The sequence below is a fragment of the Acidobacteriota bacterium genome (assembly GCA_016208495.1).
Classification (GTDB): Bacteria; Acidobacteriota; Blastocatellia; order Chloracidobacteriales; family Chloracidobacteriaceae; genus JACQXX01.
Window position 1 is genome coordinate 19,202 of sequence record JACQXX010000118.1, and the last position, 22,333, is coordinate 41,534.

The 22,333-nt window shown below is 51.2% G+C and carries 17 protein-coding genes and 1 pseudogene; 10 read left to right on the top strand and 8 right to left on the bottom strand.

The genetic code is table 11. The annotated features are described in order from the left end of the window. Positions 1–23: 23 nt before the first annotated feature. The 3 genes from HY774_24770 to HY774_24780 form a co-directional block, all read right to left on the bottom strand. Complete coding sequence (locus HY774_24770; GenBank protein MBI4751709.1) at positions 24–890, bottom strand: hypothetical protein; 867 nt, start codon at positions 888–890, stop codon at positions 24–26. A 94-nt stretch (positions 891–984) separates the two neighbouring features. Next, positions 985–1,758 carry an SDR family oxidoreductase gene (locus HY774_24775; GenBank protein ID MBI4751710.1) on the bottom strand — a complete coding sequence of 258 codons (774 nt, stop codon included), beginning with the start codon at positions 1,756–1,758 and terminating at the stop codon, positions 985–987. Positions 1,759–1,839: 81 nt separating this feature from the next. Then, positions 1,840–3,759 (bottom strand): ABC-F family ATP-binding cassette domain-containing protein, encoded by a 1,920-nt coding sequence (locus tag HY774_24780; protein MBI4751711.1) that lies wholly within the window; start codon positions 3,757–3,759, stop codon positions 1,840–1,842. A gap of 146 nt (positions 3,760–3,905) precedes the next feature. On the opposite strand from HY774_24780, the gene HY774_24785 reads away from it, so the two are divergent. The 4 genes from HY774_24785 to HY774_24800 all read left to right on the top strand — a co-directional run bounded on the left by HY774_24785 (position 3,906) and on the right by HY774_24800 (position 9,833). Next, entirely contained in the window at positions 3,906–4,679 is a 774-nt protein-coding gene (locus tag HY774_24785; GenBank protein MBI4751712.1) for a ParA family protein, read from the top strand. Between the two features lie 385 nt (positions 4,680–5,064). Further along, positions 5,065–6,096 (top strand): aldo/keto reductase, encoded by a 1,032-nt coding sequence (locus HY774_24790; protein ID MBI4751713.1) that lies wholly within the window; start codon positions 5,065–5,067, stop codon positions 6,094–6,096. Between the two features lie 184 nt (positions 6,097–6,280). Continuing rightward, positions 6,281–8,374: a protein kinase gene (locus tag HY774_24795; protein ID MBI4751714.1), complete on the top strand. Its 2,094-nt coding sequence runs from the start codon at positions 6,281–6,283 to the stop codon at positions 8,372–8,374. 481 nt (positions 8,375–8,855) lie between these two features. Then, a complete protein-coding gene (locus HY774_24800; protein ID MBI4751715.1) occupies positions 8,856–9,833 on the top strand; it encodes an ROK family protein in 978 nt (325 codons plus the stop codon). Here the strand turns inward: HY774_24800 and HY774_24805 are convergent. Both HY774_24805 and HY774_24810 read right to left on the bottom strand, forming a co-directional pair. Continuing rightward, positions 9,823–11,751: a histidine kinase gene (locus HY774_24805; GenBank protein ID MBI4751716.1), complete on the bottom strand. Its 1,929-nt coding sequence runs from the start codon at positions 11,749–11,751 to the stop codon at positions 9,823–9,825. The two genes, HY774_24800 and HY774_24805, sit on opposite strands and share 11 nt — an antisense overlap. A 193-nt stretch (positions 11,752–11,944) precedes the next feature. After that, positions 11,945–12,694, bottom strand: a complete 750-nt coding sequence (locus HY774_24810) for a response regulator transcription factor (protein MBI4751717.1) — start codon at positions 12,692–12,694, stop codon at positions 11,945–11,947. 294 nt (positions 12,695–12,988) lie between these two features. Here HY774_24810 and HY774_24815 point away from each other — a divergent pair, with 294 nt between their 5' ends. The 6 genes and pseudogenes from HY774_24815 (at position 12,989) to HY774_24840 (ending at position 19,626) form a co-directional block, all read left to right on the top strand. Continuing rightward, positions 12,989–13,729: a hypothetical protein gene (locus HY774_24815; protein MBI4751718.1), complete on the top strand. Its 741-nt coding sequence runs from the start codon at positions 12,989–12,991 to the stop codon at positions 13,727–13,729. A 154-nt stretch (positions 13,730–13,883) separates the two neighbouring features. Beyond that, on the top strand, positions 13,884–16,442 hold the full coding sequence (locus HY774_24820) for a TonB-dependent receptor (protein MBI4751719.1): 2,559 nt from the start codon (positions 13,884–13,886) through the stop codon (positions 16,440–16,442). Positions 16,443–16,496: 54 nt separating this feature from the next. Beyond that, entirely contained in the window at positions 16,497–16,712 is a 216-nt protein-coding gene (locus HY774_24825; protein MBI4751720.1) for a type II toxin-antitoxin system HicB family antitoxin, read from the top strand. Continuing rightward, a pseudogene (locus HY774_24830) lies at positions 16,705–16,932 on the top strand (type II toxin-antitoxin system HicA family toxin). The gene HY774_24825 and the pseudogene HY774_24830 overlap by 8 nt, the downstream one beginning before the upstream one ends. 67 nt (positions 16,933–16,999) lie before the next feature. After that, complete coding sequence (locus HY774_24835) at positions 17,000–19,054, top strand: hydantoinase/oxoprolinase family protein (protein ID MBI4751721.1); 2,055 nt, start codon at positions 17,000–17,002, stop codon at positions 19,052–19,054. 77 nt (positions 19,055–19,131) lie between these two features. Then, positions 19,132–19,626 (top strand): DUF427 domain-containing protein, encoded by a 495-nt coding sequence (locus tag HY774_24840; protein MBI4751722.1) that lies wholly within the window; start codon positions 19,132–19,134, stop codon positions 19,624–19,626. Between the two features lie 371 nt (positions 19,627–19,997). Here the strand turns inward: HY774_24840 and HY774_24845 are convergent, their stop codons facing one another. The 3 genes from HY774_24845 to HY774_24855 form a co-directional block, all read right to left on the bottom strand. After that, the gene (locus HY774_24845) at positions 19,998–20,975 is read right to left on the bottom strand and encodes an alpha/beta hydrolase (protein ID MBI4751723.1); all 978 of its coding nucleotides are present in this window, start codon (positions 20,973–20,975) and stop codon (positions 19,998–20,000) included. Between the two features lie 142 nt (positions 20,976–21,117). After that, a complete protein-coding gene (locus tag HY774_24850; GenBank protein MBI4751724.1) occupies positions 21,118–21,792 on the bottom strand; it encodes a hypothetical protein in 675 nt (224 codons plus the stop codon). 15 nt (positions 21,793–21,807) lie between these two features. Next, positions 21,808–22,323: a sigma-70 family RNA polymerase sigma factor gene (locus HY774_24855; GenBank protein ID MBI4751725.1), complete on the bottom strand. Its 516-nt coding sequence runs from the start codon at positions 22,321–22,323 to the stop codon at positions 21,808–21,810. Positions 22,324–22,333: the final 10 nt, after the last annotated feature.

Sequence of the window (22,333 nt, forward strand, 5' to 3'; positions counted from 1 at the left end):
TGGTTTGGCCCACTGAAAAGAAACTATCCAAGATAAAAATGAATTCCGGCGGCCAGGGTTTTGTAGAACCGGGCCAGTTCCGGCGTCCGTTGGAAAACTTTGCGGCTGTCACCAACGGTTTTATTGATGTCAATAATTACAACTTTCCCCTCGTGGAACACATAGTCAATCTTCCCATAATCAAGATGAACATCAGCGAACTGTTCAAGAACTTCAGAATCCGGATCAACATAGTCAATGCGTTGATAGGTTCTACCGTTGACAATCGGGTGATGTCCCAGCAGGCGGGTCCCAGTCCGCAGGTTCCCTAGAACATACAGGTTATGGATGCAATACAATTCTTCCTGCCGGCAAGTGAAAAACTTTTCAACCACGACGTCAGGATTGTTGAACAAGGATCTCGGAACATCCTCTATCCGATCAAAGATTTGATACTCCAGGTTTGATTGAAACACAGATGACTTCTTCAGAAATGGGAAGATCCGATGTTGGAGGCGTTTCAACCAAAAAGAAGATTGGCGGAGCTGAGCTTCTTTCAGTTTTCGTTCGGGTGCTCCGGCATAGTTCAAATTGGATTTCACAATCACCGGTCCGACATAAAGATCACCGGACTTTACTAAGTTGCGGCTGACGGTCGTTTTTCGAATGTCAGTCAACCCGGTATTGAGCGCAACCGGATATTGCCGGGCAAAGTCGAGATATTCTGGCGGGACAACTGAAAGATCAATATGAAGTATCACGACGTCTGCCGGGACAACTCTGTCAACACCATATATTTCAATGACTTCCATTCCTTCTTCTCGCCAGAGTTCAGCCAGTTCGTCAATCATGTACTGTGATGAGCGATCATACTGAAACTCATGAAAAAGGATGACGATTCGTTTTTTCATAGAAATTCTGAGATGTTGAGAACCTCAATCACCTCAATTGCGCTGGTTTGTCAGAGATCAATCAGAAAATCAATAACCCGCCTGTCCATAAGATTTACCAGGCGGTGGCGCCACCATCTACGACCAGCACCTGGCCAACCACAAAATCCGAAGCACGAGAGGCTAAAAACAAGACGGCGCCTTTGAGTTCATTTTCCTGACCGACGCGACCCAACGGCGTGGCGGTTTCGACTTCTTCCTGATGTTCAGAAAGTAAGGCTTCGGTCATTCGGGTTGGGAAAAAGCCCGGCGCCACCGCATTGACATAAATTCCTTTGGGGGCCCACTTCACCGCCAGATCACGCGACATACTGATCATGGCGCCTTTGCTCGCATTGTATCCAACCGCGTCCATCACTGCCGCAGACGAACCAGCCAGACCGGCCACCGAAGCAATATTGACGATTTTTCCACCGCCCACCTTGAGCATTTCCGGATAGACCGCCTGGGCCATCAGAAAGGCACCGGTTACATTGACCGTCATCACCTGATTCCAGCGGTCAAGCGACATGGTTTCCGCCGGGGCTTTCCAGGTAATTCCGGCGTTGTTGATTAAAATATCCACCCGGCCAAAGCGTTCGACCGTCTGGGCAACCACGTGTCTGGCATGCTCGGGATTGGTGACATCACAGGCCAGCGCCAGTGCGTCAATGCCAGCATTGGTTAATTCTTCAAGGGTTGGATCCAGCCATTGTTGCCGCCGGGCGGTAATCACGACCTTGGCGCCGGCTTCGCCCAGACCGAATGCGATTTCCCGTCCCAGCCCACGTGAACCGCCAGTCACAATGGCCACTTTTCCTGTCAAATCAAAAAGTTCTTTTACGTGCATGTCAATTCCTTTCAACAAGTACCAAAGTTTTGAGAGCCTTATTTTTTCACCACGGAGGGCACAGAGGAACACAGAGGAAAATCAACCGGCCTGCTGGCGTTTTTCTTCCAGTTCCATCCAGCGTTCGAGGCTGGTTTCAAGATCCTGGTTGATGCCGGCCAGTTCGTCGGTAAGGTCAGAAAGCAACTGGTAGTCGCTTTCAATCCCGAACTCGGCTGGCTGGCTGAGTTTCGTTTCAATCTCAACCTTTTTTTGCTCAAGCGTGGCAATCTCTTTTTCAAGCGCGGCCAGTTCCAGCTTTTCCTTATAAGACAGTCCTGGTTTCGGCGTCTTTTTCGGCTGGGGATTGGCGGCCTGGGCTTCGGCTTTTTGGGATTTTGCCTTGTCTTCTTCCTGGAGCGATTTCAGTTGCGTGTACAGGCTATAGTTTCCAGCATGGTTGACAACCTCTCCGTTGCCTTCAAACACCAGCATCGAGGTGGCCACTTTATCCAGGAAAAAGCGGTCGTGAGTGACGAACAGCACACACCCGGCAAAGGAATTGAGCAGTTCTTCGACCCACTGCATGGTGTCAATGTCGAGGTCGTTGGTGGGTTCGTCAAGTACAAGCAAGTTGGCTTCCAGCAGGAGCAATTTAGCCAGTTTGAGCCGGGTCTTTTCGCCGCCGCTTAACGAACAAACCGGAACATCGAGCCGCTCATTGGCAAACTTAAAGTCGCTCAGGTAAGACCGCACATTGCGAAATTCGCCGTTCACTTTCACAAATTCAGCATTTTCGGAAATGAATTTCCAAATGGTGTCTGGGGTCTCCAGTTCATCCCGGTCCTGTGAAAAATACGCGATCCGGGTGTTTTTGCCGTGGATGACCTCGCCGGATGCGGGTTCGGCTTGTTTGAGCAAAACCCTCAGGAGCGAAGTCTTCCCGCACCCATTTGGCCCAAGCAATGCCACGCGTTCACCTTTTTTCAGAATGAAGTCCAGCTTGTTGACCAGCGTCCGGTCTTCAATTTTTACGGTCAATTGCCGGGTTTCCAGGATTGTATTGCCCAGGTTTTTTTGAATCGCGTAATGGGCTGAAAGATTGAGTTCGGCTTCGCGCCGGGCCTGTTCGCGGAGTTCGAGCACAGAGTTGATTCGATGTTTGGATTTGGTGCCGCGGGCCCGCACGCCCCGGCGGAGCCAGGCTTCTTCACGTCGCAACAGGTTGAGCAATTTGGCGTGTGACCGGGCTTCCTGGGCTTCGGTCTCTGCCCGGGCCATCAGGTAATCAGAATAGCCGCCCTTATAGCCAATTGCTTTGCCGCCGGAGAGTTCAACCATCCGATCCACAATGTTATCAAGGAAATACCGGTCGTGGGTGATCAACAACAGCGAACCTGGGTACGTGTCGAGATACTGTTCCAGCCAGGAAATCGTGGTCGCATCCAGGTGGTTGGTGGGTTCGTCAAGTACGAGCAGATCCGGATTGCGCAGGAAGGCACAGGCCAGCGCGACGCGTTTGCGTTCGCCACCGCTGAGTTCTCCCATCCGTTTCTGGTCATCTGGAATATCAAGGTACCCGCGCAACATATCGAGCCGGTGCTGATATTGCCAGCCGCCGAGGTGCTCTAACCGGTGTTCGATTTCATCGTGAGCTGCCTGGAGCTTGAGAAATTCGGTTTCGTTGGTGGTGGCGGCCATTTGTTCAGTAATTGCCTGATAATCGGCGATGACTTGCTGGATTTCGACCAGGCTGGCGGCCAGGGTATCGTGGATGGTGGCAGTTGGGTCAAACTGGGGTTCCTGGGGAAGCACACCGACGGAAATGCCTCGCCGGAGCGAAACAACCCCCGAATCAGGCTCAACTTCGCCGGAAATCATATTAAAGAGCGTGGTTTTTCCGCTGCCATTGGCGCCAATGATGGCAACCCGTTCACCGAGATTGATGGCGAGGGAAACTTTATCGAGGACGGGTTGTAACCCGAAGGATTTGGTAACTTGTGTAATGCTGAGGATATTCATTTTTGAATTGGCTTATTTGAAGAGGTTGCGACAATATAGCCATCCATTCCCCAAATATCAAAAAAAGATACCTTTGGAGTGCGGTCTCCTTGACGCCGATTTGATCTTGAGCGGCTTGAGGCGACATCTCTGAACTCGAAAAAGATATGAAAATGCGCATCATCGCGATTGCAAACCAAAAAGGTGGCTCGGCGAAAACCACCACCACGATCAATCTTGGAGCCGCGCTGGCGCTCCAGAAAAAACGGGTGCTGCTCGTTGATATGGACCCGCAAGGCCATCTGGCTGAAGGATTTGGGATTCCAGCAGAGTCCATCGAGAAAGACATATCGCTGGTCCTGGAAAAAAAAGCCAAACTGGCTGAGGTCATTCAAAATCTGCGTCCAAAACTTGACCTGGCGCCCTCAAATATTTTGCTTTCCCAGACCGAAGCGGTCCTGTTCACCAAAACTCGGCGTGAAGATCGCCTGAAAGCTGCCCTCCAGCAGTTGAACCAGGAATATGATTTTGTGCTGATTGATTGCCCGCCGTCGCTTGGGTTGCTCACGGTCAACTGTCTGGCAGCCGCCCAGGAAGTTTTGATTACGATGGCGGCAGAATATTACGCCCTGCTCGGCGTTGGCCTGCTGCTCAACACCCTTGAAGACCTTCGGGAAGAACTCAACCCCGATCTGAAAATTCTGGGAATCGTTGCCACTCGGGTGACTCGGACGACCCATTCCCGCGATGTGCTCTCACACGTCGAAGAAAACCTCACCTCACGGGCCCGGTTACTGAAAACCCAGGTCAAAGAACAGGTTGCCTTACGAAATTGTGCTCTTTCAGGCCAAACAATCTTTGAATTTGCTCCCGATTCCGAAGCTGCCCAGAGTTACACTGCCCTGGCCAAAGAAGTCATTAAAGAGCGAGTAGCGAGATAGCGAGATAGCGAGTGCCATGGGCCTGTGAATTAACTTTTTCATCCTGTAAGGATTCCTCTGGCTTTTTCTGACTACTCGCCACGCGTTATCTCACTATTCGCTTTATACTTCGCTACTTCACTCTGATTGGCATAGCCTTTTCAATCAATTCTGAATAGTATTGGCGCGGCGCAACTAGCGGTTGTCAAACGCTTCACTCATTCAACCGCCGTTTCAATCTCACACAACCTACTTCACAAAATAGCCTCCCTTGCACCCATGCTTTTTGAACCTCGGTCCGTCCTGGTGACTGTCGTGGCTGTGCATTTTAAGTCGCACCGTATCAGTTCTTTGGTACAACCACGCCGTGTGGGCGCTGGAGGAGTTTTGTTCATCGAGGATTTGCATGAAATTCAACCGACTTGGAAATACAGGATTGAAGGTCTCTGAAGTTTGCCTTGGGGCAATGACCTTTGGCTCAAATTTTTACACCATTGCCCAGGTTGATCAGGCTGGGGCCGATGAAATGGTCAAGGCTGCGATTGAAGGCGGTGTGAACTTTTTCGACACCGCCGATATTTATTCCTATGGTGAATCTGAAACAGTTTTAGGCCAGGCCCTGCGCAACACGGGGCTTGGTCGGGATAAATACCTGATTGCATCCAAAGTTCGAGCCGGAATGAGCGAAGGCGCCATCACCGGCACCAGCGACCACAACAACGTTGGGTTATCTCGTCACCACATTTTATCTTCAGTTGAAGGCAGTCTGCGGCGGTTGGGAACTGACTACATTGATCTGTATCAGGTTCACGGCTGGGACATTGCCACGCCGCTCGAAGAAACCCTGCGGGCGTTGGAAGATCTGGTCCGTCAGGGGAAAGTTCGGTATCTGGGATGCTCGAATTTTGCCGCCCGGCATCTGGCCAAGGCGCTGGTTCTGGCTGGCGAGCGTGGGTGGGACCGCTTTGTGTCGCTCCAGACTTATTATTCGCTGGTGGCGCGCGACATCGAGCACGAATTGCTTCCACTGTGCCGTGAAGAAGGTGTCGGGGTATTGCCCTGGTCGCCGCTTTCAGGTGGGTTTTTAACTGGGAAATATCGTCGTGAAGGCGTGGTCGAAACCGGTGGCCGACGAACCCGTGGGGCCTTCCCTCCAATTGATGAAGAACGCGGGTATGATGCTGTTGAAGCCCTCGACGCCATTGCCAAAGACCGAGGGGTGACCATTGCCCAGGTGGCCCTGGCGTGGATCCTGGCCCAGAAGGGGATTACTTCGGTGATCATCGGGGCCAACAAAATGTCACAACTCAACGACAACTTAAAAGCGATTGAAATTCAATTGACTTCTGAGGAACTTGCCACGTTGTCAGCCACCACGCAACCACCAACCCAATATCCAGGGTGGATGTACATCCATCAAAATCAAAATCGTCTGTAACTGAAAATGGTCAACCGTCAGTGAAATTTGTGGTGAGTAGGAATCTGAACAACCCCAGTCAGGTGTAGCAACGAAAAATTCCAGCCTCGATTCAAAGAACTGCCTCAGGTGGAATATCACTTGCTTATCAGGTTTTACAACAGAGTAAGATTGAATTGACGGTTGACCAAAAGGAGAACAACAGATGATCGGGAAAATGATCGCACAGTACCGCATCGTCGAAGCGCTTGGAAAAGGCGGCATGGGCACGGTGTATAAGGCCCAGGACACCCAGTTAAATCGGACGGTGGTGCTCAAGCTTCTGTCCCAAAATCTGCTGGGGAATGATAAAGCCCGAAGCCGATTTTTGCGCGAGGCCCGACTCGCCTCAGCGCTGGATCACCCGAACATCTGTACCATCTATGAGATCCAGGAAACCGGCGGCTATTACTACATTGCCATGCAATACATCGAGGGGCAGACGCTGAAGCAGGCCATTAATCGGCGACCATTGTCTAATTCGACCTTTCTGTCCATTGCCTTGCAAGTCGCCGATGCCCTGGCGAGCGCCCATGATCGAGGTGTGATCCATCGGGACATCAAACCTCAAAATATCATGATTACCCCGCGCGGACAGGCCAAAGTTCTTGATTTTGGTCTGGCGAAAAATATCAATGAATCAAACGGCCCTGCTTCGGGAGCAATGGTGAGCGGAGATTTAACGGACCAGGGAAAAACGCTGGGGACGCCTTCCTACATGTCTCCGGAACAGGCCCGGTGCGAACGACTTGACCGCAGATCCGATATCTTTTCATTTGGCACGGTGCTTTACGAAATGATCACGGGCCAGAAAGCGTTTGCCGGCAGCAATACCGTTGACATTATGTATGGGGTTTGCAATCAGGAGCCAAAGCCGATTGCTGATTTGAACCCCAAGGCCGGTCCTGGATTTCAGGAATTACTGGCCCGGGCCATGGCCAAAGATCCAAATCGCCGGTATCAATCCATGCAGGCGCTCATTACTGATTTGAAGCACATTACGGCAACGACTGGAGGTCGGGTTGGGATTCCCGATGGTCTGCATCAGCCATTTGCGCCGGTGGTCCGGGCTGGAGGTTGGATGGATCGCCTGGTGCCGCCAGCCATTCGACGGGTGTTTTTCAAAAGCAGCGCCAGTGGGTCGGCTGAACTGCCACCCCAACGCGATTCGAGCCAGCAACTCCTCCCCAGCAGCGAATCACGGTCAGCCCAGGGGCCTGACTTTTCGATTCACGATGATTTCCCACTGATTCCCGGTCAGCACAAAACCCTGGCGGTCCTTCCGTTTCGAAATCTGGGTGGCTCCATTGATGAAAGCGCACGCGTCTCGCTTCTGGAAGCGTTGATCATCGAATTGACCAAGTTTAAATCGCTCACCATTCGCCCAACGAGCATGGTGTTGCAATACCTTGAAGAAGAAACCAATCCCACCGAAGTCGGTCGCAATCTGGGTGTGGATGCGGTCTTACTTGGAAGTTGCCTGGGTTCAGTCAATCGGCTGCGGGTCACGACCCAATTGATTGATATCATAACCGGAAACATTCTTTGGGCTGGCAAAATTGATGTAAATAATAATGATCCCATCAGGTTACTGGATCAGATGTGTCAGCGAATTGTGAGTGAATTAAGCAAGAAGGCAGCCGGTTCGGCATTTGACCTGCTGACTGATGAAGATCAGGACGTGCGGATGGATGCGATTTCGGCGCTCAAGTTTTCCAACGATCCCAAAGCGATTGAAGCCCTGGCCGAAGCCCTCAAAGACCGAAGCCAGTTGGTCAAAGCCGCCGCCGCCGATGCGCTGGCCTGTTTCGGACGCCGGGCAACGCCGATTTTGTCACTCGAAATTGAAGATGCCCTGGCTCGTCAGGATATGGGCACCGCCCGGTATGGTGTCCAGGCTGCGGGTCGGATCCAGAGTAGTGAACTGGTGCCGATTTTGCTCGAAGCCCTGGTTTCGGATGATAGCTTTGTGGCCAGCGAGGCCGCCCTGGCACTCGGCAATATTCGCGACCAGCGGGCGTGCTCGGATCTGGTTGAAGCCCTGTCCAGAGCCGATGCCAACATCCGATTTGCAGCCGTTCAGGCCCTGGGGCTGATTGCGGATCCGCAATCGCTGGCGCCACTGGAAAACCGGCTTCGTCAGGATGAAGACGAGGGAGTCCAGGCCAAAGCCCTCTGGGCCATCAATCGAATCCGCCGCAAACCCTTTGGAACCCAGACCTTTACCATTGTTCACACACCATTGCTCCAGCGGCATTGATTGGCCGAATGAAGAATTGAAGAATGAAGAATGAAGAATTGCCTAAATTTTGCCCAAAAGTAGGAACACCTTACTCAAAGATCAGTACCGACCAGGTCGCGGCGGCGCCCGTAAACAAGAAGTGACCAGATCATTGAGTTGAATCAAATTTCACCCAAATCGAGCCTTCGCGATGACGAAACTGACTTCCACCCTATCCTTTATGTCCTTTGATTGGGGCTCAATCAACCATCTGGATGACTAAAACTGAGGAAGGGATCGGTATTTTGGGCGAAATTTACGGAATGAAGAATGAAGAATGAAACGGGGAATGAGAGTGCTCAGCTTCTGTGAAGACACAAACAATTCCATATTTTTTCTTCCGACTAGAAAAAATCCACGACGGTCCGTGGTGGAATTCGATACTATATAAAAGTTCAAGTCACGAACGGTTTTCAATTCTTCATTTTCAATTCTTCATTCTTCCCAGGGGACGATTACCATGACTTCTTCCGTGCTCTATGTCGGAGCCGATATCGGGCGCTCGACGCGGGTGGCGCTGGTGGATGACCAGGGGGCAATTCATCGTCAAACCCGTGTCCCAACTGAAACCAGGAGTGCCCGTGCCCTGGTCACCGGGCTCATTCAGGTCATCAATCAAATGAAGGAACATGCCCACTCGCCGGTTCAGTCAGTCGGAATTGGGTTGCCGGGACTGGTTGATTACCGTACCCAACACATCGAAGTTTTGACCAATTTTGTCAATATCTCAGCCATCAACCTGTTTGAAGAACTGCAGCGTGCCCTGAATCTCCCGGTTTTGTTTGATAACGACGCCAATATGGCTGCCTACGCCGAGTGGAAATGCGGGGCGGCAAAGGGTGCCGATGATGTCCTTTACATTTCATTGGGACGCGGAATTGGGAGTGCCTTGATTTTAGGTGGTCAGCTCCAGCGCGGAGTCAGAGGTTTTGCCGGTGAGTTCGGCCACCAAAAAATTGGCGGAACCGACACCCTTGAGTGCAGTTGCGGGGCTTCCGGGTGTCTGGAAACCGTGGCGTCGGGGCCAAATATCGTTCGTCGGACGCGGGAAAAATTGTTTACGTCGCCTTTATTTTCCCAATCTATCCTGGTTGATAAAATGCGTGGTCGCCTGACCTGTGATGATGTGGTCAAAGCCGCGATTGCCAATGATGAACTCTCGCGGACGGTTTTGATTGAAACCGCCAGCTATCTCGGGATGGCCGTGGCCAACGCGGTCAATTTGCTGAATGTGGAAAAAGTTATTTTGGGTGGTCCGGTGATGGCGGCGGGTGAATTTTTGCTTGATTTTATTCGGGATGAAGTTTCCAAACTGGCCTTTACTCCACTTTTTGCGTCCTGCCAGATTCATATCGGTCAACTGGGTGACGATGCTGGCGAAATCGGGGCTGCGTTGATGGCACGGGATTTCACCAGGGGGCAGGCGGCTACGAATTGATCCGGATTCGAATCCACACCCAGTCACTCGATTTGAAAATTCGAAAATCAGCCTGCCTGACCTGACCTTTCGCCAATCGGGTTTGGACATTGCTCAACCCAATCCCGGTTCCTTCTTCAAACATCGTCCGATCTACTGTTGAAACCCACCGGCCTGTATTGGCTATCCTCAACTCCAATCTTTTTTTGCGATACCGGGCCGAGATGCGAATCACAAGCGGCCTGGGGCTGGTTTGCATTCCGTATTTAATTGCGTTTTCCACCAGCGGTTGGATGAGAAATGTCGGTAATTGAGCCTTTTCCGAATCTGGCGAAATATCAAACTGAATTTCAAGCCGATCCTCGAACCTGACCTGCTGTAATTCCAGGTAATGGCGAATCGCTTTGACTTCGTCCTTTAACGGCACCAGCGTGATATCGGTGGTTTGAAGCGAATAGCGGAGAAATTCCGACAATCCGGTGACCATTTGAAAGGTTCGTTTCGGGTCAATAAACGCCAGAACCCCAATTGAATTCAGCACATTAAACAGAAAATGCGGGTTGAGTTGATACCGTAGCATTTGAAGTTGTGCCTGTTGGGCATGGGTTCGGGCTTCGAGTTCGCGTTCACGTACCAGTCGGTTTTCATCGTGCAAAAGTGCGTTGGCTGCAGCCAGTTGATGGTTGGCGTCAGCCAGCTCAAGCGTGCGTTGTTCGACTTTGGCTTCCAAATGTCGGTTGAGGGCATCGAGTTCAGCATTTATTCGGCTAAATCGGGTTGAGAGCGAAATCAGCATGCTCACAACCAGTGCGAGAAACCCAATTGGACCAGGCGGATAAGCCGAGAAGTAGCCCTCAAGCGAAGCAATCATAAAGATTTGGGAGATAATCACCCCGAGAATCCCAAGGCTGATAATCTGGGCGTCAGTGTTTCCTTGCCACGCTTTCTTCAAAACCACAGTTGAAAACCAGATTCCCCAAATCAGCGGGAAGCTCAATGACACCCTGGTAAATTGGGTCATGACAATCGGAGGATAGACCACCACCAGCACCACGCACCCCAGCAGCAGTCGCTGGATACTTCGAACCCATTTGTTTCTTCCGGTTCCAAACAGACTATCGGCAAATTCAAACCCGAAAATAATGGCGAAGAACGAGCCCACACGGGTTCCCGCCATCAATTTCTCAACTGAAAAATATTCAGCCGGCCACAATGAAATACTGATCGCAACCAGGGAGATTGAAAACGTAATCAGTGCAAACCAAAGATATTCTTTGAGTTGTCGCCGTTGAGCAAACAACAAAAGGTGATACAAACCGACCAGGGCAATGAGGCTCGCCACAAAAAGTCTCGGAACATCCTGAAGCAGATCGTGTTGAATCCCGGTTTGCGCGTCCAGCGACAGGTAGGCGAAATCCCCAATCCGACAGGTTGGGGCTGGAAAAGTCCGCCATCGGTAAAAGGCTTTGGCAAAGGGTTTTTCCCACCGGGTTCGCAGGGCAATGACAACTGTTCCTGAGGGATCAACGATTTCCGAGGATAGGGGAAAGATGGTGGTTGTGGGGACAGAGGTCTGACCGGATGGGGAATATTTGCCGACCTGCCCAACCTTTTTCCCATTCACAAACACTTCATATCCACTAAAGGTCACCGGACTCAGCGCCAGTCCGCAGTTTGATTCAAAATAAGCTGGATTGATTTGAAGCGTAACTCGATACCAGCCGACGTGGGCGTATTGCGAATGTTCTTCTTGAATCCAGGCTTTCGAAATATTGATTGGTTCCCACGCGGAATCATCAAATTCAGGCTTTGCCCAGTCTGGGTTATCGCCTGGGCTCATTTTCCAGATTGACGGAAGAGTGAAGACCGAAGTTGGGGATTGGGCAGGAATTACGTGCGCGAAAAGCAGCAGCGGTGATCCCCAAAGCAGTATCACCATCAGACACCATCTCATAAGGAAACTATTGTAGTTTAAGGAGTTAAAGTAGTTCCTCATGAGAATGGAATATATTAGGAGAGAAGGGAGCTTATACCATTTTGCAATGGAATCCCCGCATTAGAAAATAGTCAAGTAGTTCAATCAAAAGAAGTTGATGAACTACTGACTACGAACTACTGACTACAAACTGGTATTATCGAATTTGTTCCCGCAGGACCGAGAGAAACCGTCGTCCCATTGGAAACGGTTTTTCAGCTCCACGCAAAAAAACGCAGTATGAAGAGTTCGGTGATCGCTCAACCCGGTCTACATAATCAAGATTGACAATGATTGAGCGATGAACCCGCAAAAAATGGCGGCTTGGCAGCCGTTCTTCCCACTCGGTCATGGATTTGCGAACAAATGCCCGCCGCCCATCAGTGGTGATGACATGCGAATAATCGCGCTCAGCCTGGATGACCTGGATGTGGTTGATTTTGACGAATTGTTGCCGCTGGCCTGAGGCGAGAAAGACGGCGTCGTCATAGGTGAATTTACTGGAATCGGGGGCGGCACCAGCGTTGGGGTCAGAACCTGAATCAGATGGTGGGGTATCAAGACGAGCCAGGGTTTGGGCCAGCCGTTCGGGTGAAACAGGTTTGAGCAGGTAATCGAGGGCATTGACTTCAAAGGCGCGAATGGCAAATGAATCGTAGGCAGTCACAAAAACGATCTTGAACGTTCCATCAATCCGATTCAACAGGTCAAATCCAATTCCATCAGGCATTTGAATATCGAGGAACACAACTTCGGGCGATGTTTTCCGAATAACTTCGGCGGCTTCCGGCACGGAGGCGGCTTCACCCACAATCTGAACGTGTGGGTGATCGGCCAGAAGCATCCGGAGCGCCATTCGCGCCAGACGTTCATCATCCACAATGACGGCTGTGATTGGTCGGGGCATTGGTACACCTGCAAAATCTAAGAGTTCGGGGTTTCGGGTTTCAGGGTTTTGGGGAACTTGAATTATAAATAGTTTCACGTGGGGCAGGACTGAAATTTGAGAAAGACATTATGGCTGATGAATCATGTTTCGAAAACCCCGAACCCTGAACCCTGCTAATCCCCCCGGATTTTGTGGGGTAAGCTCAAAAATGAGTCCAAAAGCCCTAAAAATGGCCTGTTTTGAGCTGTTTTACCTGTTACCCACAAAAACGTGGGTTAGCTAAGTCATTTGTTTTCAATAGAACCCTAAACCATGTACAAATCACCGCTTCTCGTCTTTGTCGCAACTGATCAGGAATTTCAGGCACTCTCATCAATGCTTGGGCAATGGAACCCGGAAAAAGTGAGGCCACAACGGGGAACCGGCTGGCTGGCTGGATATCAGATTGACCTGGTCCAGACTGGAATGGGGCCGGAAAATGCAGCCCATCGGTCACGAACAATTTTAAAGCACCATCCGGCTCGAACCGTCTTGATGTGCGGGATTGCCGGGGCCCTTTCATCGGAATGTCAGGTCGGTGATGCGGTACTGTATACCCACTGCCGTGCTTCCGCTCAGCCAGATATTCAGATTAAAACCACTTCTTCTATAACTGAGTCAATAGTTTCCAGCCTTGAGACTGGTTTAATTCGGACATTTCAAGGTGCAGGTGTGACTTTGCCCAGAGTGGTGTGTCGCGCAAGTGAGAAAGTACAGATCGGAAGTGAATATCGAGCACTGGCAATTGATATGGAAAGTTTTTTCGTGGTGGAAAATGCGCTCCGGGCAAATCGGCAGGTCGCCGTGCTGCGTATCATCAGCGATGATACCCGGCATGATTTGCCTGATTTCAATCAGGCGATAAACAACCAGGGACACATCAATCACCTCAAAATGGCGTTGGTTTTAAGCCGGACTCCACTCCGGACGCTGGCTTTCGCCAGAAGTCTCCACGTTTCAATGACTCAACTTGGGAAGGCATTTCAACTCGCACTGAGTGCGAATCTTTTGTAAAATGCCGCGTTTCTGTTTCGGCAGTTGTTTTGGAAGAAGTCAAGGGGGACCAAATTCAATTTCTGACCAGGGTTCACCTGATTGACTTTTTGCAGGCTCGCACCACCCATCTACTATGAAAACAAAATTATCTGTTCTTTTGTTGAAAGCTCTTTTGAAAAACCGTTCTTTGACCTCAAAGGTCATCGCCCTGGCTGGACTTGTTTCGATCCTGTCAGGGATTGCCGCTCCATTTGGAAATCAGGTCCTGGCTGATGAATCACCTCAAATTGACAAGGGCGGCGTAAAAGTCCAGGTTATTGACCTCAAAGACCTCCCGGTTCCAAATGCGACCATCACCGTCAAACTCATCAAAAACCAGGCCGGTGTCGAAGTCGCCAACCAAACTCCATACCAAAAAATCACCAACGACAAAGGCGAAGCCATCATTCCAGAGCTGGCGCCCGGCATGTATTACCTCACCATTGAAGCTGAAGGCTATCAACCTTTAAACGAACCCGAAGTTGAGGTGATGGCTGGGGCCATTTCGACGCTTTCAATCCAGATGCCGCCGAAAATTACTTCGGAAGACACGGTTGAAGTTCGCGCCGAATCCGACAAGTTGATTGAGCAGGCAGCAGCCCCGCAGGCCCAGGTCACAACGCAAATCATTCGCACGGCACCCTTGCTGAGCCGAACGTTTGACGCCGCGCTGCCGATTGTCCCCAATGTCATCCGCGACCCGAACGGGAAAATCAGCATTAAAGGCGGTCGTGAAGATCAGAGCGCGTTGCTGGTCAACAATGCCGACTCGACCGATCCGGCTACTGGAAATTTCGCCCTGAGTATCCCGCTCGAATCCATTGAACAAGTCAAAGTTTTTACCAACCCATATCTTCCTGAATATGGACGGTTTACCGGCGGCGTGACCAAAGTGGAAACCAAGCGTGGCGGTGAAAAGTGGAAGGCTGAAGTCTATGATTTCTTTCCCGAACCACGATTTCGCGGCGGTAAGCTCTTTGGTTTGGCGAACTTCTCGCCTCGGTTACATTTCGAAGGCCCGATTCTGAAAGACAAACTCTATTTTTCGCAGGGCCTGGAATATGACGTAGACAAAAAACCGGTTCGTGGACTGGCCTCGCCCAACAACGAGATCATCCGCAAAGTTGGCCGGAGTTTTTCTCAGTTTGATTATCTTGTCTCTCCGAATCAGACACTGACGGCCACCATCAATTTTTCAAAAGGTGTTTACAAGCACATTGGGCTGGATTTCTTCACGCCACAAACCGCCGCGCCTGATCGTCGCCCAACTGATCTGACCGTGGCTTTGATTGATCGCTTAACTCTGTCAAACGGATCACTGCTCGAAACCATTTTCTCCTACAAGCGGCTTGACACGCGGATCGAAGGCAAAGGACTTGATCCGCTGGTTTTGACTCCGAGTGTTCGTGAGGGAAACTACTTTCACTTTGATGATCGGCTAACGGAACGCTATCAACTTCGATCCACCAATGAATTTGCTCCGATTACGGCGGCTGGTGTCCACCGTGTCAAACTTGGTGCTGATTTCAACTACACCCGGAACAATTCGCTCACCATAAACCAGCCGGTTTCAGTCACCCGCATGGACGGCACATTGGCCCAGTTGATTGAATTTACACAGCCTGGGAATTTACGGTCTTACAATTTTGAACTGGCGGCCTTTGCCCAGGACCAGTGGATGATCAACCCCAAATTGAGCCTGGACTATGGGTTCCGGGCAGAAGCAGTTCGGGCCACGGCTGGGATCAATATTTCACCTCGGGTTTCACTTTCCTACTCACCAACTGAAAGTGGAAATACCGTCTTTCGCGCCGGAGTTGGGTTGTTTTATGACAAGATTCCGCTCAACGCCCTGACCTTTACCAATGCGCCAATGCAGACGGTGACCACGTATGCTGCCGATGGCACCACCGTGGTTGATTCGTCCCGGTTCTTCCAAAACGTGCTGGCCGCGCGTCCAAATGGAAAACCGAACAGCGGAGTTGATTTTGCGGCACCACGCAATGTGACCTACAACCTGGAATTGAACCGGCGAGTGACTCAAAACATTTTGTTGAAGCTGGCTTATCTGGATAGCAAGACTGACAACGACCTGTATGTTTCGCCGGTGACCACTGACACGGGGAACCAGATTGTACTCAACAACAACGGACGTGGGCGGTATCGTTCACTTGAGGCCACCGTCAACGTCAAGATGAATCCAGCCCGTGAACTTACCTTTTCGTACATCCGCAGCCGTGCGCGAGGCGAGCTGAACAACTTCGGCAGCTATTTCGGTGATTTCCCCGACCCGGTTATTCGGCCTAATGAATACTCGCAACTGGTTTCCGATGCGCCAAACCGGTTTCTGGTGCGGGGCAGTCTCAAGCTCCCTTACGGCCTGACGGTTGCCCCAATCTTTGATGTCCACACCGGGTTCCCCTATTCAGTGCGTGATGAACTGCAAAACTACGTTGGCCAGCGCAATAGCGACAATACCCGGTTCCCGCGCTTTGCGTCGCTGGATGTGGCTGTGACTAAAGAATTTAAGGTCATGGAGAAATACACGGCGCAGTTTACAGTCACCATCTTTAACGCCACCAACCACTTCAACCCACGCAACGTGTTTGCCAATATCAACGGGCCTGAATTTGGGACCTTCTTCGCCAATTACCGGCGGTTTTACCGACTTGATTTTGGGTTTAACTGGTAAGAAATTGTGCAATCAGGATGCACCCCCAGACGATTCTTTGAGGAAGCCCAGATTATGAGATTTACCTGCATTATAGAGCGTGAAGGCAACGGTTTTGTTTCACTCTGTCCCGAACTCGACATTGCCAGCCAGGGTGAAACGATAGAGGAAGCTCGATCAAATCTAGGTGAAGCCATCTCGCTGTTTTTTGAATGTGCTCACCCAGACGAAATCCAAAACCGGGTTCATTCTGAAATATTTATTACACAAGTTGAGGTGCCAGTTGGGTAAGCTCGGAACTTTCTCTGGCCGTGATGTTTGTAGAATTTTAGCTCAATGAGGATTTGTTGAAATCCGTCAACGTGGCAGCCATATCGTGATGCAAAAACAGGTTGGAGAGGGATCAACCATAACCGTTCCAATTCCAAATCATTCGGAACTTCGGATTGGTACGTTGCAATCAATTATCCGTCAATCAGGGGTTCCGAAGTCGGAATTTGAAAAGAACTGATCGCAACCCCACAGTGTTCAATATCATGGTCTGGACTTTTTACCCAAGTTCAGACCATTTTACATCTATGACCTTTTCAACCAACCCCACTGCTCTTCATCGCACTTCGACCTTCCTTCGACTTGGTGTAGACACCGGCGGCACATTTACCGATTTTGTTTTGCTTGAAGGAGCGGCCCTTCGGGTTCATAAAGTCAGTTCAACCCCTGATGACCCGTCGCGGGCAATTCTCCAGGGCGTTGTTGACCTGCTCGGGAAAAGTTCTGAAAACTGCATAACAGTTGATCTGGTGCATGGTTCAACCGTGGCCACCAATGCCTTGCTGGAACGGAAAGGGGCCGCGGTGGCGCTCATTACGACGGCAGGGTTTGAAGATGTCTTGTTGATTGGTCGTCAGACCCGTCCCGAACTCTACAATTTTTTCGTTAAACCCCGGCAACCCCTCATTCAAACCGGTTGTGTTATTGGTCTCAAGGAACGGCTGACGGCAGATGGTTCAATTCTGGAACCGCTTGATGAATCAACCTTTTCTGACGTCGCCACAACCCTGCGTTCCTGGGGTGTGGAATCGGTGGCGGTGTGTTTGCTTCACGCCTATCGCAACCCGGTCCATGAACGCAAAGTCCTGGAATATCTTGAAACTGAAGGGTTTCTGGTCTCAGCCTCGCATCGGATTTTGCCTGAATATCGGGAATTTGAGCGGTGTTCGACCACGGTGGTCAACGCCTATGTCCGCCCCGTTATGTCGCGCTATTTGACTTCGCTGGAAACCAAACTGGGGGCGCTTGAAACGGCTGATGCTCCAGCCTTGCGAATCATGCAGTCTAACGGAGGCACAATTTCGGCAGCCACGGCCCGCACCGCTGCGGTTCAGACGATTTTATCTGGTCCCGCCGGCGGCGCCGTCGGAGCGCGCGAAGTGGCACGGCTGGCCGGGTTTGGACAGGTGATTGGGTTTGATATGGGGGGAACTTCAACTGATGTGACCCTGATTGATGGCGAACTCTCGCGCACGATGGAATCCGTGGTCGGAGATTTCCCGGTGCGGCTGCCAATTATTGATATTCATACCGTTGGCGCCGGAGGCGGTTCAATTGCTTATGTTGACACTGGCGGGGCGCTTCGGGTTGGACCTCAGAGCGCCGGCGCCAACCCCGGCCCGATTTGTTATGGTCGCGGCACTGAACTGACCGTTACCGACGCCAATTTGTTGCTTGGGCGACTCGACCCGGAGCGCTTTTTTGGCGGGCGAATGAAACTTGACCTGGAGCGGGTTCGCCACTACGCCGATGCGTTTGCCAAAAAGCTTGGTATTTCCATTCCGGAACTGGCGGAAGGGATTATTCGCATTGCCAATGCCAATATGGAGCGGGCCATTCGAGTGGTCTCAGTTCAGCGTGGATATGACCCGCGTCAGTTTGCGTTGATGGCCTTCGGCGGCGCGGGTGGAATGCATGCCTGTCAGGTGGCGGAATCACTGGAAATGCCGACTGTGATTGTGCCACGACTGGCCGGAGTGTTATCGGCACTGGGCATGCTCTTTGCCGATGTAGTGAAAGATTTCTCGCAAACGCTCCTGGTACCAGCCCAGGCAATACCATTTTCAGACCTTGAACGTCGCTTCCATCCGTTGATTGATCAGGCCCGACACGTTTTGACTGATGAAGGGTTTACCTCGGAAAAACAGGCGTTTGAACTTGTGCTTGATCTTCGCTACACAGGGCAATCGTATGAATTGACCATTTCATTGTCCAAAGCCTTTGAAGCAGACTTTCATGCAGCGCACGCCAGAACCTATGGCTATGCCAATCCAGAACGCGAAGTCGAAATTGTGAATCTCCGGCTCAAAGCGGTTGGATTGACCTCAAAACCGGTCTTACCACAAGTAACTGAAATACAAGAATTTATTGCTGAACCTTCGGGCTTTGGGACTGCTTATTTCGGTGGCAAGCGAGTCAAAACCGCGATTTTTGACCAGCCTGCGCTTTTAGCCGGAGCCACTGGTCGCGGCCCAGCTTTGATCACCGGACCGGAAACTACGATTGTGATTCCCCCAAAATTTTCATTTCGGGTTGATGGGTTTGGGAACGTGATTCTCGAAGCCGTGAAGAAATCGGGCTGAGGGTTTTATATTTCTGTGTGTTTCGTGTATTTCGTGGTGGCTGTATTCGAAACTCGATATTCAAAAAGAGGTGAGCTATGGCGATTCGTCGAATTGAACCTGGTCCAGGGCAGGAATCGGTGTGGGATTACCCACGTCCACCACGATTGGAAGCTTCATCAAAACACATTCAGGTTTATTTCAACGGCGTACTGATTGCCGATTCACTCCGGAGCCAGCGGGTGCTTGAAACGAGTCATCCGCCGACGTGGTACATTCCGATGGATGACGTGAAAATGGAATATTTGTCGTTATCGCCCAAGGGTTCTTTCTGCGAATGGAAAGGGCAGGCGGTGTACTACACGGTGAATGTGGATGGCGTCGAGGCCCGCGATGCGGTGTGGAGCTATCCCCACCCGACACCATCCTTTTCCGGAATCAAGAACTATCTGGCTTTTTACCCAGGCCGGATGGAAGCCTGTCTGGTTGACGGAGAGCGTGTCCAGGCCCAGGCAGGGGATTTTTATGGTGGCTGGATCACCAGCGAAATCGTCGGTCCGTTTAAAGGCGAGCCTGGAACGTGGGGATGGTAATGACCCCAGGGCTTGGTGCTTAGGGCTTGGGGCCATAAGCGCCAGGATAAGGTTTTAGGCTCGCAGGGTCGTCGTGTAATAGCCGTGGTGCGCAGCCCACGGTCGCGGCCACGACGGGATCCAAACCCGACACGAGCGTCGTTCAACACCAACGGAAAAGACACGGGGTTTCTTATCCTGGCGCCTATGGGGCTTGGGGCTAAAGGGTAAAGAACGTGGTTAAAGCATCGCTATCAGCCAGGTGGTTCCCGCGCCAGGATCCTGGTTATACCATTTTGTAATGAACATCTGGCAGTAGCAATATAGCTAAATTACTGAAAAAGTTTGACTTCCCTGAACTCTGAACCCTGAACCCTAAACCCTGACTGGTATTATTTGAGCCAGTCAGCCGCTGCCGTTGCGGCTGCCGCACTGTGCAAAATTCCATCGTGGCTTTCACCTTCAATAACAACGGTTTTTCCGTTTGGATGGAGGCTGACCACGGCAGCAAACTGGTCAGCCTGAAAGGCTTCATCATTTTTGCCGACTATCACCAGCAATGGCTTATCATCGGCGGTCAGTGCCGATTTGTAGTCATCCGGAGCCATGCTTACCATGGCTCGGTAACTGTAAGCATTGATCGGAGCCTCAGCCGGAACATTAAAGAACAGCGTTTTCTTTGCATTAAGAAATTTGACGCCACAGCTATTGAGCATCAGCAACCCAATGATGCGCGGCAGGTGCAGCTTGATGGGAGCTTCAAATTGGGCGGATAGTTTGTCTGCTGGTTCGGTGCGCATGGTTGGGGAATTGGAACCTAGATGTGGCGCGAACAAAAGATAGCCGTCCACTGCTGGTGACTTACGAGCGGCGGCATATCGCATGGCAATCCCTCCACCCATCGAGTGACCCGCCAAAATGATCTGGCCACCTTTGTGCTGCCGAATCGCGGCAATGACATCAGCCACATCATCTTCATACTGACTGAGATAGGAAATATCACCTCGAATGCCTTCTGAGTCACCGTGTCCACGAAGGTCAAGGGCAACGACTTCTGCTTTTGTTTCAGCGTGAAGGTGGCGACAGAGTTCGAGACCTTCCAGGCTGTTGCTCAAAACCCCGTGAAGAAAAACCAGCGTCACCGGGCTTTCGGATGCAAATTGGCGGCTTTGCAGGCGGACGCCATCGCGCATGCGAAACCAGTGAATTTCTCCATCACTGGAAGAAATCACCGGTTTGTCAGTTGATTGACCCGCTGGATGGGTAAATTTCGGCTCCGGCCAATACACCAGGGCCAGTGCGGCCAGAAACCAGGCGACAACCAGACTGAGCGCCGCCAGTGAAAGATAGCGAATGATTTTCTTGAACATGATGTTTCTCCGATGAAATTTTGACAAAGCACAGCCTGACCTCCTCCTGTTTGGGGAAGTGAGAAATAAAGGGCAGGTTGTGCTCTGGGGAAAGTTTGGTGAAGCCGGAGCCTTCAACTCCGGCCAGGGCAGAGGCGGAGGGCTACTTTCCGGTGGATTCGTTTTCGAAGTCGGAAAGGGTGGAGAGAACCCCAAGTGCCTGATTGAGGTTGTTTCCGGCCAGGTCGTTCATCAGCTTTTGAATCCAGGGGATATGTGCCATCCGGTGGCCATATCGTTTGGAAACCCAGATCCCTAACACGACAACCGCAAGGCCAAAGATGAAATTGGCGGCCATCCAGGTCAGGTCAAACGTCGCATAGGCATTTACGCCGAGCCCTCGAAAAACCACAATCAGCAGCGGTGTCCACAGGAGCGGTGCCAGCAAAAAAGTCCACTGTGTTGCGCGAATCCGGTGAATGCGGAGGGTTTCCAGTCTTTTCTGAATGGTCAGAACCGGGGCGGAAAAATCCATCTGGTTAAGCGTTACCAACTGGTAAATACACGAACCCATTAGACCAATGGCGGCAACGTGGAGCGTCAATCCCGGAATGAAAAATGCCGGCTCATGCCAGTGATTAGCCAAAAATGAACCTACCACCAGAACTACTGGAATGGTGAGCAACACCTCGACCCAAATGAAAAACGACAGTCGCTGCAACGCTGATTTGGTCTTCTCCAGTTTGCCCTGGCGGAGCACCTCAGTGTTGAGCCGGATGCTGGTTTCCAGTTTTTTATCAAGCGTTGCCCATTGACGTTGCAAATCTTCAAAATTCATAGTGTCTCCTTACTGTTACACCTTTTCCGTTGCGTCGAAATCACGTTGCAATTTCTGTTTGATTCGGTTGATTTTGGTGGCGACGTTGGTGGTTGAAATGCCAAGGACCGCCGCCATTTCCTCGTGGCTGTATCCGTCGAGATAGAGCAGGATGAGCGCCCGGCTCAGTTCGTCCATTTGATTGATAAGCTGGTTGAGCCGTCGGAGGTCATCACCGGCTTCTTCCATGGCACGATCTGCCACGGCCAGATCAAAGACAAAGTCCTCAATCGGCACCGTATCGTGAAGGCGGCTGCGTTCGCTTCGATAAAAGGAAATCGCCACATTCATGGCAATCCGGTACATCCAGGTCGAAAACCGGCATCGCCCGTCGAAGCGATCAAAGGAACGCCAAAGCTGGATCACAATTTCCTGAATCACGTCGTGGCGGTCTTCGCGGTTTGGACAATAGGCATTGGCCACTTTGTAGAGGATTCTCTTGTGTTCTTCGACAAGTGCCAGAAACCTGTCATGGGTTGCGGTTGCGGTCATAGAGTTCGGT

Coding starts and splice junctions, on each gene's coding strand:
- HY774_24770 (MBI4751709.1), bottom strand. CDS start 890: ATGAAAAAACGAATCGTCATCCTTTTTCATGAGTTTCAGTATGATCGC.
- HY774_24775 (MBI4751710.1), bottom strand. CDS start 1,758: ATGCACGTAAAAGAACTTTTTGATTTGACAGGAAAAGTGGCCATTGTG.
- HY774_24780 (MBI4751711.1), bottom strand. CDS start 3,759: ATGAATATCCTCAGCATTACACAAGTTACCAAATCCTTCGGGTTACAA.
- HY774_24785 (MBI4751712.1), top strand. CDS start 3,906: ATGAAAATGCGCATCATCGCGATTGCAAACCAAAAAGGTGGCTCGGCG.
- HY774_24790 (MBI4751713.1), top strand. CDS start 5,065: ATGAAATTCAACCGACTTGGAAATACAGGATTGAAGGTCTCTGAAGTT.
- HY774_24795 (MBI4751714.1), top strand. CDS start 6,281: ATGATCGGGAAAATGATCGCACAGTACCGCATCGTCGAAGCGCTTGGA.
- HY774_24800 (MBI4751715.1), top strand. CDS start 8,856: ATGACTTCTTCCGTGCTCTATGTCGGAGCCGATATCGGGCGCTCGACG.
- HY774_24805 (MBI4751716.1), bottom strand. CDS start 11,751: ATGGTGATACTGCTTTGGGGATCACCGCTGCTGCTTTTCGCGCACGTA.
- HY774_24810 (MBI4751717.1), bottom strand. CDS start 12,694: ATGCCCCGACCAATCACAGCCGTCATTGTGGATGATGAACGTCTGGCG.
- HY774_24815 (MBI4751718.1), top strand. CDS start 12,989: ATGTACAAATCACCGCTTCTCGTCTTTGTCGCAACTGATCAGGAATTT.
- HY774_24825 (MBI4751720.1), top strand. CDS start 16,497: ATGAGATTTACCTGCATTATAGAGCGTGAAGGCAACGGTTTTGTTTCA.
- HY774_24835 (MBI4751721.1), top strand. CDS start 17,000: ATGACCTTTTCAACCAACCCCACTGCTCTTCATCGCACTTCGACCTTC.
- HY774_24840 (MBI4751722.1), top strand. CDS start 19,132: ATGGCGATTCGTCGAATTGAACCTGGTCCAGGGCAGGAATCGGTGTGG.
- HY774_24845 (MBI4751723.1), bottom strand. CDS start 20,975: ATGTTCAAGAAAATCATTCGCTATCTTTCACTGGCGGCGCTCAGTCTG.
- HY774_24850 (MBI4751724.1), bottom strand. CDS start 21,792: ATGAATTTTGAAGATTTGCAACGTCAATGGGCAACGCTTGATAAAAAA.
- HY774_24855 (MBI4751725.1), bottom strand. CDS start 22,323: ATGACCGCAACCGCAACCCATGACAGGTTTCTGGCACTTGTCGAAGAA.